Here is an 11,716-nt window from a genome sequence, read left to right as displayed (position 1 = left end):
AATTAGGAAATAAAATTGGTCTTTTCTGACTAAGTAAGATTGAGGAGTAAATTGCTCCTTAATTCTTGGTAGAGGAGATAATTTCTAATCATCACTAACTTTAGGATTTTAAATAATAAATATTAAAATCAAAAAAATTATGACAAGAAAGAAAACATTGGCAGAAATCGCTGAACTATGGAAGAATGACAAAAAGCTGTATGTGAAAAAATCAACCTTTTCGGCTTATGTGCTGTTGCTGGAAAATCATTTATTACCTGTATTTAAAGACTATTCTGAGATAGAGGATGAAGATGTACAGAAATTTGTATTTCAAAAACTGGAGCAAGGATTAAGTCAGAAAAGTATTAAAGACATTCTCATTGTTTTGAAAATGGTACTGAAGTTCGGCGCAAAAAATAAATGGATTGAATTTGTCAATTTTGATGTGCAATATCCTACAGTAAGGGAAACCCATACGATTGAAGTTTTGAGCAGAACGCATCAGAAAAAAGTGATGAGCTATATTCAGGAGCATTTTACGTTTAGAAATCTGGGTGTTTATATTTGTCTGTCTTCGGGGATGCGTATCGGAGAAATTTGCGCGTTGACTTGGGAAGATTTAGATACAGATAATGGTGTTATCAATATCCGAAAAACTATTCAGAGAATTTATGTGATTGAAGATGGAGAACGCAGAACAGAACTGTTGATTGATACCCCTAAAACTAAAAACTCAATACGAGAAATTCCTCTAAGCAGAGATCTGTTGAGAATGCTGAAACCTTTTAAGAAAATTGTAAATCCTGAATTTTACGTATTAACCAACGATTCTAAACCCACAGAACCTAGAACCTACCGAAGTTATTATAAAAACCTGATGAGGTTTTTGGAAATTCCTGATATCAAATTTCACGGCTTACGACATAGTTTTGCAACAAGATGTATTGAAAGTAAATGTGATTATAAAACCGTGAGTGTTTTGCTTGGTCATTCCAATATCAGTACGACTTTGAACCTTTATGTACATCCCAATCTTGAGCAGAAGAAAAAAGCAATTGACCAGATGTTTAAAGCGCTAAAATAGTTTTAGTTATCATTGATTATTTCTTACATTTGGGAAAACTATCAATCACTTTGTCAGAATTTAAATTCTGACAAAGTTTTTAACCAAAACTCAATACTTAATGTCAAGTCAGCCGGAATATATTTTAGAGCAGAAATTAGTAGAACAGTTACAACAATTAGGTCATAAAAAAGTTACGATATGTAATGAGGCAGACCTTATTAAAAATCTAAAGACTCAGCTCGAAGTTCATAATAAAAAAACATTCTCAGATACTGAGTTTGAAAAAATCCTCAATCATCTTTCCAAAGGAAATGTTTTTGAAAAAGCTAAAACATTACGTGACCGTTTTCATTTTTTTAAGGATGACGGTACTTCTGAATGGATTGAATTTATAAGTCAAGACCACTGGTGTCAGAATCAGTTTCAGGTAACCAATCAAATTGCTCAGGAAGGGAACTTTAAAAACAGATATGATGTAACCATTCTAATCAACGGATTGCCATTAGTACAGATTGAGCTGAAACGCCGTGGTCTGGAAATGAAAGAGGCTTTTAATCAGATAAACCGTTATCATCATCAGTCTTTTAATGCAGGAAGCGGTTTGTTTAATTATGTGCAGCTTTTCATTATTAGTAATGGTGTGAATACAAAATACTATTCCAACAATGCAAAGCAAACTTTCAAGCAAACCTTCTTTTGGTCTGACGAACATAACAATAATATAACGCAGCTCGAGCATTTTGCACCAGCGTTTTTAGAACCTTGTCACATTGCTAAAATGATTACCAAGTATATTGTTTTGAACGAAACAAACAAAATACTGATGGTTCTAAGACCTTATCAATATTATGCGGTTGAGAAAATTGTTGACAGAGTAAGAAATACCGATAAGAATGGTTTTATCTGGCATACAACAGGTTCGGGAAAAACATTGACTTCCTTTAAAGCAAGTCAGATCTTGAAAGAAATTCCTAAAGTTGAGAAAGTAGTTTTTGTGGTTGACAGAAAAGATTTAGACTATCAGACCCAAAAAGAATTTGATGCTTTTGAAAAAGGAAGTGTTGATGCGACTGAAAATACGGCTCATTTGGTTAAGCAACTTAACGATAATACAAAACTCATTGTAACCACTTTACAGAAATTAAATACTGCTATTACCAAGGAAAAGCATGGAAATAAAATTGAAAGACTGAAGGACAAGAAGGTTGTTTTCATTTTTGATGAATGCCACAGAAGTCAGTTTGGAGATACACATCAGAATATCAAAAAATACTTCAAGAACGCCCAAATGATTGGCTTTACGGGAACTCCGATTTCTGAAGTTAATTCAATTGGGAAAATAGACGGAGCTCCGGCTACAACTAATAGACTTTTTGAAGATTGTCTGCATAAGTATGTGATTACAGATGCAATTAGAGATGATAATGTTTTAAAGTTTTCTGTAGAATACGTTGGGAGATACAAGGAGAAAGAAGGAAGCAATACTTACATTGATACTGATGTTGAAGCAATCGACACACAGGAACTTCTTGAAAGTCCGAAACGTCTTGAGAAAATTGCAGATTATCTCATCGCAGAATACGGAAGAAAGACGCACAACAGTACGTTTAATGCAATGTTTTGTGTAAGTAGTATTGATGTTTTGCAAAAGTATTATGATTTGTTCCAAAAGAAAAAAGAAGAAGGTAAACATCAGTTAAAAATTGCAACTATTTTCAGCTATGGAATCAATGAAGAATCTAAGAATGCCAATGGAATCTATGATGAACCCGAATTTGGAATGGTTGCGGAACCACAGGCACAATACGGAGATTCTCACAGCAGAAATGTATTGGAAAGATATATCGGTCATTATAACGAAATGTTTGGAACGAACTTTACTACCAAAGACAGCCAGAGTTTTTACAATTATTACAATGATATCGCCAAAAGAGTCCGCAGTAAAGAAGTTGATTTAATCATTGTTGTGAATATGTTTCTGACAGGATTTGACAGTCCACAACTGAATACTTTATTTGTCGATAAAAACCTGAAATATCACGGATTGATTCAGGCATTTTCACGTACAAATAGACTTTTGGGCGAAAAGAAATCGCAAGGTAATATCGTTTGTTTTAGAAATCTGAAATCTGCAACTGATGATGCCGTGACTTTGTTTTCTAATAAAGAGGCAATTCAGGAGATTATTATTCATCCAATTGAAGATTATATTGAACTTTTCAATTCTGCTTTAGACACATTAAAGATTGTTGCCCCAGAAATTGACAGTGTCAACAGTTATCAAACCGAGCAGGAAAAGTTTGAATTCATCACTGCTTTCCGTGAAGTAATGCGTGTTCTGAATGTATTAAAATCATTTGCCGATTTTGATTTTGATAAATTGGAAATGACTGAATTTGAATTTGATGGTTATAAAAGCAAATACTTAGACATCTGGACTGAAATTAAAGGTGGAGATAGAGGCGAAGGAAAAGCCAGCATTTTGGATGACGTTGACTTTGAGCTTGAGTTAATTCATCGTGATGAAATTAATGTAAGTTATATTTTATCACTTCTAGCCAACCTTACCAACTCAAATCTAAAAGGTGATAAATTAGAAAAAAAGAAAAAAGAAATCAGAGATATTCTTTCCGGCGATGCCAAGCTTCGAAGCAAAAAAGAACTGATAGAAAAATTTATAGAAGAAAACCTTCCTCATATTTCTGACGGAGACAACGTCAATGAAGAGTTTGAAAAATACTGGAATAAAGAAAAAAACTCTGCTTTTGATAAAATTGCCACCGAAGAATCTTTGAATAAAGACAGATTCCGAGATGCCATCGACGATTTTCTATTTACTTCTAAGACTCCAAAAATAAGTGATACACTGAAACTCCTAGAAATAAAGCCAAAACTTACTGAACGTAATAATATCGGAAGAAGAATTATTCAAAAGGTTCAAGACTTTGTAGATGTTTTCATTGATGGAGTTAACGCCTGATAAAAAAAGTATTTCGTCTCAATAAGTTTTTGGGCATTTTATCATTAAAACATATCTTTTCATTTTATATAATAAATTTTTCTCTAGAATATTTATTATATAAAACAGTGCTCTAACATCTAAAATGATAGAAATTTTAATTGGTTTAGGAATCTAAACTAAATAGAGGAGAAAAATATTATTGAAAATATGATGACATTTAAGAAATCATTGGTATTAACTAAAAGACAGTCTTAAAAACCAAATTTTCTCTATATTTGTACAAAGCACAACAAACCACTATGGAAAAGCTAAGAAGTCTAAGAAAGAAAAGAGGATACACTCAGGAATATATGTCAAATATCCTGTCAACGGATGTTTCAAATTATTGCAGAAAAGAAGGTGGAGATGTCAGAATATTTGATGATGAATGGGAGAAGTTGGCAAAAGCATTAGACGTTCCGGTTGAGGAAATTAAAGAAGAAAGAGCAGCTACAATTGCACAAACTAATGATAATTCAACTTTCAATGATACTTCTGCAGGAATAGCTTATCATTCTAATTATTATAACGTTCCCAATCAAATAATGGATAACTTACAGGATTACATTAAACTCCTGAAAGAACAAGTTGAGGGTTTGAAGCAAGAAGTTGAAAAATTAAAATCAGAAAAATAATCTTCTTTATTTTAAAAGAATAGATCATAAAAATAAATACTGCTTCATCGAAGTGGTATTTTTTGTGACAAGGAAAATGAAATAGCAAACAACATGAATCTACAAGAATTAATCAACTACTTCCGCAACGGAGGCACTTATAAAGACTTTTACCGAGACCAATCATTAGATCAGACCTCTGAAGCCATTGAAGTCTATATGGAACAACCTTTAGAACTAAACAATAACCTAGCGTTTTTCGAGATTGAAACAACAGAAGGCAGCCTGGAGTTTGTTAAAGATGGGATAAGATATTATAGCTTATTTGGTTTTCCTTACTTTATCAATGTACTTGAGCAAATCAAACATTCGGATCATGGTGATCTGACAGATAAAGATATTGCTGAACTTTTGTTTGATCATGTGATCAGTAAAGAAGAATAGGTTGAAGAAATGTTAAATAGTCTGAATAAATAATGAAACAAATAATCGATAAATATTTTCATTTCATTTGTATAGGAACTGTAATTATTTTGGTTTTGTCACTTATTATTAAGGGTAATTTTGATGCTAAAAGAATATTAAAGAATCCCAAATATACAATAGCGGTCATAGTAGGTGACTGGCATCATAAAAATAATAATGGAATAGGGGTAGATTATGAGTATATGGTAAACAATCAAAAGTATTCCAGTACTATAAATGTGGATGTGAAAAAAGGCGAACGGTATTTGTTAATTTTCGATTCTTTAAAACCTAAAAATCATGTATTATTAGATGTTTATCCAATTTATGAATCAGTAAATCCGCCTACTAAGGGATGGACATTAAACGAAGTGCGGGTTAAGGTTGATACTGCGGAAATTAGAAATATGGTTTTAGGGGATTAATTAGAGAATAGATTATAATTCTTACAGATTATTCTCATCTTTATCTACCAACCAAATTCTTTAGAAAATACTCGAACAAATCAGGTCGCCATTGTGCTGTATTTCATTTAGAGTCTGCGGGTTTTTTCCCTCTACAAAAAAAAATAATATTAATTTTTTAGTGATAAAGGTTTGGAAATCAATTTTATTTATATATTTGATATATCAATTATATGTATATCAATTAAATTTAAAATCATGGCCAAACCGGAACAAACCATTTTTTATAGCATTGAAGAATCCATTAAATCCTATCGTCAGTTTGCCCAGAAGCGAATTAATGATAAAGGGTTTGATATTACGATTGATCAGGGACTGATCTTAAGTATCATTCACGACAATCCCGGAATATCCCAAAAGGAAATTGCTGCCAGGGCTTTTAAAGATCATGCTTCAGTGACACGTATTATCGAACTTTTAGTGAAAAGGAATTTTTTGAAAAGAGACTCTTTTGAAGAGGATAGACGGAGGTTTAACCTCAACGTTACGGAAGAGGGGAAAACTATTTTAACCGAGGTTCAGCCAATCGTTGATATCAACAGAAAAACGGCTGTTGAAGGGATTTCTGAAGAAGAGATTGAGCTGCTGAGAAAACTGGTCAATAAGATTACCGCTAACTGCAGAAGCTGAACGTGATTTCAATTATTTTTTTATCTAAAATTTGTAGACCTAAAAATCAATATCATGAAAGTTTGTTGTAAATATTTCATTTTGAAAATCAGCCTGATGCTGCTCTTTCTGACCTCTTTTGCAGATGCACAGATCAGCGATACCATAACCAGTCGGGGACGATACGAAAGCTATCTGAATTTTCGGAGTCTTATTCGGGATATGTATGTCAGTCCCCATTGGTACGCCGATGGAAACCGTTTTTGGTTTGCGGCAGGAGCTCCTGAAAACACCATAATCTATGAGGTAGACCCAAAGCAAAAAACCAAACGTGTATTTTTTGATAGAGATCGTTTAATGAATGTACTAAGGCCGTTGCTTGAGAAAGAGCCGGAGACTAAGGGCATTCCATTCAGTGATTTTATTTTTTTAGAAGATAAAAATGCTGCAGACTTTTTTGTTGAGAATAAAAAGTTCCGGTTAAGTTTAAAAGATTATAAGATCGTTCAGATAGAAGGAAAGGAGGAAGTTAAATTACCACCTTCAAGTATTCTTTCTCCGGATAAACAGTGGTTTGTTACCATAAAAGATAACAATATAGAGCTGGTTGATCCTCTTACCCAACAAACCAGGCAACTTACTTTTGATGGGAAAGATGATTATCCCTGGACGATCACAGATGGATGTTGGTCGAAGGATGGAAAAAAGATTTTTGTAAAAAGACCTGATGGCAGGAAAGTTCATCATCTGCCTGTGGTAGATTATTCAAAACCTGAAGAGAAAGTAAAATATTCTGTCTACGCTAAAGCCGGAGGTGTTATTGAGACTCCTGAGTTGTATGTATTGGATGTGACTTCCGGGAAAGCAACCAAAATAGAGGTCGGTTCCAACGCACAACAATATGCATTCCCGATAGGATGGAGACAGGATAATTCAGAAGTGCTTTTTATGCGCATGGACCGGCTTGGGAGAAAACTTGAACTGCTGGCTGCTAATCCTGATACCAGAACGAGCCGGGTGATCTTAGTGGAAGAAAACAAAACCTTTGTTGCCGGATTGGATTTTTTAACGGAAACCTGGAACCGACAGGTTACCCTATTAAAGAATAACAATTCCTTTATCTGGCTTTCTGAAAGAGATGGATGGCGACACCTGTATCTTTACGATATGAATGGAAAGCTGATCCGGAGGCTGACTTCCGGAGATTTTCCTGTGACGGGAGTTATTCGTGTAGATGAGACTAAAGACTGGGTTTATTTCACGGCCAACGCAGAAAAAAATCTCTATTCAACGAATATATACCGGGTCGATCTGAAAGGAAAGAACTTTAAAAAATTGACCTCGGCGGAAGGAACGCATACCTATTCCCGGTTTTCACCATCCGGTCAATATTTTTTAGATTTCTATTCCAGTATGAAGCAGCCTCAATCGGTTGAGTTGCGAACCACTGATGGAAAATTTGTACAGCACCTGAAAACAGCAGATATCAGCCGATTGCAAAAAATTGGATTCTATGCTCCTGAAAGTTTTATTGCCAAAGCTGATGACGGAACGACTGACCTGTACGGAATTATGTATAAGCCCTATGATTTTGATCCCGCGAAGAAATATCCGGTGATCGAGTTTATATATGCCGGACCATTTGTTAATGTGGTGCCTTATCGATTTGGACCCACTACAGGACTTTCCAACTGGGCACAGGCATTGGCACAATTAGGCTATATTACGATCGTAATAGACACACGGGGAACCGTTGAAAGGAGTAAAGCTTTTCAGGATGCCATTTATGGAAAAATTGGTCAATATGAAATCGCAGATCGTGTGGCTGTATTTAGACAGCTTGGAGAAAAATACCCTTTTATGGATATGAAGCGGGTTGGTATTTATGGACATTCCTGGGGTGGTTATTTCGCTATTCGTGCGATGCTGGCAGCTCCTGATCTATACAAAGTAGGAATTGCATCAGCGCCCGGAGAATTAACGGAAGGAGCCGAAATTATGGAACCGTATATGGACTTACCTGAAAACAATAAGGAGGGTTATGAATTTGGAACCAATACCAATCAGGCAGATCGTCTGAAGGGGAAATTACTTTTTATTCATGGGACAAGTGATATCAATGCACCGCTTTCAACAACCATACGGATGATCGATGCACTGACTAAAGCAGGAAAAAGATATGACTTGATTTTACTTCCGGGAGAAGATCATTTTATAGAAGGTGAGCGCTATGTAAACGATGCAGTAAGAAGGTATTTTGAGGAGAATCTAAAGAATTTACAAAACTAAAAAAAAACGACTGACGAATAATTCGCCAGTCGCTTTTTTGAAAAATAATATATCAAGAATTTAATCCTGCATGATCAATTTTTTAGCATCGGTCACTTTTCCATCTGCAGTCATTTTATATACATAAGTGCCGGACTGAAGGTCAGAACCTGAAAGCCTGATCGTGCCATTTCCCTTTTCACGAAGTGGAACTGATTTCACCAACTGACCCGAGATGCTATAAATTTCAAGCGATGCCGTTTTTACATCTTTTGGAAGATAATAACGAATGCTTGTTTCATTCTTTGTCGGATTCGGAACATTCTGCCCCAAGGTCGGAACATCAGACAAAGAAATATCGGTTATTGAATTTTTATTCAGTAGAAGTTGCTTGAGCTCTTCTACGGTATTTTCAAGAGTTGTAATGCGGTCTTCTAATTTCTGGATCGTTTCATCCGAAGCACCCATTTTGTTTAATGCGGTATTGGATACCATAACATTTCCATTAGGATCTACCACTAAAGCACGTCCACTCCCAACAGGAAGATCCTGGTGACGAACTGTTCCAACCGTATGAAAATTAGCAGTAGGCGCATTCGTACGAACCCCTACACTCTGGTCTTTGATCAGCATGGTTGAGTTGGCTGACATTCCCAGCATAATCGAGAATGGAACGTTGTTCGTTAATTTAGCTCCGCCAGTCCCTGCTCCGATTACAAAAGACCGGTTTCCGGTTGCTATCAGATCAATTCCAAATCCTCCGGAATATACTTCTGTAAGATCAATTCCAACACCCAGTGCAAACTGATTGGCATTTCTAATGGTATTTTTCCATCCTAATGCAACTGATTTTCCAGCGTTGTTGGTTACTACATTTTCCTGGCCTCCTATAACATTAGCTCCACCTGCATTACTAAGATTATTTGCCCATCCGCTAACAAATGAACTGGCAGCCTGTGCTCCTAATACATTAGAGATTCCTACAACAATACTTCCTTTTGCTTTCGAAACATTAGTGTTGTTGGTTGTTTCCACGATAAAAGAACCTGCTTCGTTCAGGAGCGCCTGGTTAGGGTCAGAGGATGCTCCATTGGTCCTTAGATAAAGAGCTCTTCCGTCTACGGTACCAACATAATTAGCAGGTGTAATCCCCGGATTTCCGGTGGTTTGCCAAACTTGAGCATTGGCAATTCCCGTTAAAAATAACATAGCTGCTGCTACGCCACTTTTCATGCTTAATAGTGATGTTTTCATAAATTTGAAATTTTGATGGTTGATTAGTTTTCACTAAGTTAGGAAATATTATGATCGGAATTGTATTTAATCACAATATTGGGATATGGTATTACTTGTTGATAATCAGAAGTATAATGGATAAAGGAAATAAAGAATTATAATAAATATCTATATAGTTTATTTATGAAATCTAATTATTTGTGGTAACCTATGGACAAAGGATTGGCGGTTAATTTTTTTTAATTAAATACGATACGCTGAAGTTATTAAATTGACTTTTAAGCTTTTGATAAGCCAGATCTTGTGAAGGATTCAATAAATTGCTAAATTCCAGCCATCTAATTCAACACCATGAATCACTTCAAAATTTTCTTGCTGACTATCTGCATGACGGGGACATTTATAAATGGTCAAAAAGCTCAGCCCAATCTGAAAGGTTTAGATCAGGAAATTAATAATATCATAGCAGATTATAAGGGAGTCGGTTTGTCTGTGGCAATTGTTAAGGATGATAAAGTGATTTATTCCCAGGGATTTGGTTTCAGGGATTTAGAGAAAAAACTTCCGGTGACTGTTAATACAGTGTTTCCGATCGGCAGTATTACAAAGTCTTTTACTTCGATACTCATAGGATCTCTTCAGGATGAAAATAAACTTTCAGTAGATTCCAAACCTGCATTGTACATTCCGAATCTTCAGTTTTATAATGACAGAATGAATGCTATGATGACGGTAGGGGATTTATTAAGTCATAAAAGCGGAATTGGAAGAGCCGATGGATCTTACATTCTTTTTCCTGAAAACAAAAGAATAGATCTGATGAAACGCTTACCTTATCTAAAGCCGGGTGGGGAAGTTAAAGACAGCTGGATCTACAGTAATCTGGGTTATATCATTTTGGGAACGATTGCCGAGCAGGTGAGTGGTGAAACCTGGGAGAATCTGATTAAAAATAGGGTCTTTAAACCGTTACAAATGGATCATTCTTCTACTACCATAGAGGAGATGGTGAAGTCTGATGATTATTCATTGCCTTACGGAGTATATAAAGGCAGTACGGAAAAGATACTCTATCAAAGACCTCACAATGATCAGCCAGGAGCAGCGGTAAACAGTACGGCTAATGATATGGCCAACTGGATGAGAATGTGGCTGAATAACGGAACTTTTCAACAACAGAAGATCCTTTCTGAGAATTATGTAAAGGAGGCGATGAGCATTAAAGCAATATTTAATGGCCGTCCACCAGCTACTGCAGAACAAAACAGTTATTTATTCGGATATGGATACGGCTGGAATGTCAATATGTACAGAGGGCATTATAAAGTACATCATGGTGGCGCGGTATCGGGATTTTCTTCTAATGCCGTATTATTTCCAGTAGAGAAAATTGGAATTATTGTATTGAGCAATCAACAGAATTCTGATCTCCCATACACCCTTACCAGTATGATATCAAACAGGATGTTGGGCTTGGATGGGCAAAAACCTTATGCGTATACAAAGGAAATTTATGATATTAAAAAACCGGAAAAAACAATCAAACCAATCGATCAGAATAAAAAGCCAATGTTTAATTTGAGTGATTATACCGGAAAATTTACGAATCTGGGATATGGAACTTTTGAAATAGTAAAAGAGGGTGATCAGTTGTTTGTGGTTTTCCCGGCATTTAAGTTCAGATTGGAACCTATGCAATACAATGCTTTTGTCTGCAAATTAATAAATGAAATTCCCCAGCAAATGAACCCCGAATTTGAGTTGAACTTCACAATAGACAATGAAGGGAAAATATCCGATGTCGTTATGGATCTGCAAAAAGAGGGAGTGCATTTTAAAAAGGTAGATCAGAAATAGAAGAAAATAGATGATAACCGTATTTTTAATTTCTGATAATATCAAATGATACTATCATTTGTAAAATATTAATGGATAACCAAAAAAATATCCTTCATAACACGTGAAGGATATCATCTTAGAGAATTATTAAAAAATGGTTGCTTTTCTATTA

Annotated in this window: 9 protein-coding genes; 8 read left to right on the top strand and 1 reads right to left on the bottom strand. The window is 35.3% G+C overall.

Annotated elements, in window-relative coordinates:
• The first annotated feature begins 139 nt into the window (after nucleotides 1-139).
• The 7 genes from J7E44_RS17455 (at nucleotide 140) to J7E44_RS17425 (ending at nucleotide 8,490) form a co-directional block, all read left to right on the top strand.
• A complete protein-coding gene (locus J7E44_RS17455; protein ID WP_214831695.1) occupies nucleotides 140-1,066 on the top strand; it encodes a tyrosine-type recombinase/integrase in 927 nt (308 codons plus the stop codon).
• 100 nt (nucleotides 1,067-1,166) lie between these two features.
• The gene (locus J7E44_RS17450) at nucleotides 1,167-4,028 is read left to right on the top strand and encodes a type I restriction endonuclease subunit R (protein WP_214831694.1); all 2,862 of its coding nucleotides are present in this window, start codon (nucleotides 1,167-1,169) and stop codon (nucleotides 4,026-4,028) included.
• 281 nt (nucleotides 4,029-4,309) lie between these two features.
• Nucleotides 4,310-4,684 (top strand): helix-turn-helix domain-containing protein, encoded by a 375-nt coding sequence (locus J7E44_RS17445; RefSeq protein WP_214831693.1) that lies wholly within the window; start codon nucleotides 4,310-4,312, stop codon nucleotides 4,682-4,684.
• A 93-nt stretch (nucleotides 4,685-4,777) separates the two neighbouring features.
• Nucleotides 4,778-5,107 carry a hypothetical protein gene (locus J7E44_RS17440; RefSeq protein ID WP_214831692.1) on the top strand — a complete coding sequence of 110 codons (330 nt, stop codon included), beginning with the start codon at nucleotides 4,778-4,780 and terminating at the stop codon, nucleotides 5,105-5,107.
• Between the two features lie 32 nt (nucleotides 5,108-5,139).
• On the top strand, nucleotides 5,140-5,553 hold the full coding sequence (locus tag J7E44_RS17435; RefSeq protein WP_214831691.1) for a hypothetical protein: 414 nt from the start codon (nucleotides 5,140-5,142) through the stop codon (nucleotides 5,551-5,553).
• Nucleotides 5,554-5,790: 237 nt separating this feature from the next.
• On the top strand, nucleotides 5,791-6,222 hold the full coding sequence (locus J7E44_RS17430) for a MarR family winged helix-turn-helix transcriptional regulator (RefSeq protein ID WP_214831690.1): 432 nt from the start codon (nucleotides 5,791-5,793) through the stop codon (nucleotides 6,220-6,222).
• A 54-nt stretch (nucleotides 6,223-6,276) separates the two neighbouring features.
• The gene (locus tag J7E44_RS17425; RefSeq protein ID WP_214831689.1) at nucleotides 6,277-8,490 is read left to right on the top strand and encodes a S9 family peptidase; all 2,214 of its coding nucleotides are present in this window, start codon (nucleotides 6,277-6,279) and stop codon (nucleotides 8,488-8,490) included.
• Nucleotides 8,491-8,550: 60 nt separating this feature from the next.
• Here J7E44_RS17425 and J7E44_RS17420 read toward each other — a convergent pair whose 3' ends face one another.
• Nucleotides 8,551-9,723 carry a T9SS type A sorting domain-containing protein gene (locus J7E44_RS17420; protein ID WP_214831688.1) on the bottom strand — a complete coding sequence of 391 codons (1,173 nt, stop codon included), beginning with the start codon at nucleotides 9,721-9,723 and terminating at the stop codon, nucleotides 8,551-8,553.
• 333 nt (nucleotides 9,724-10,056) lie between these two features.
• Between J7E44_RS17420 and J7E44_RS17415 the strand changes: the two genes are divergently transcribed.
• The gene (locus J7E44_RS17415; RefSeq protein ID WP_214831687.1) at nucleotides 10,057-11,562 is read left to right on the top strand and encodes a serine hydrolase; all 1,506 of its coding nucleotides are present in this window, start codon (nucleotides 10,057-10,059) and stop codon (nucleotides 11,560-11,562) included.
• Nucleotides 11,563-11,716 lie beyond the last annotated feature (154 nt).

This window comes from Chryseobacterium sp. ISL-6, from assembly GCF_018613715.1.
Lineage (GTDB): Bacteria > Bacteroidota > Bacteroidia > Flavobacteriales > Weeksellaceae > Chryseobacterium > Chryseobacterium paludis.
Note: the sequence above shows the minus strand (reverse complement) of the source record. Positions and strands in the feature narration are given on the sequence as shown.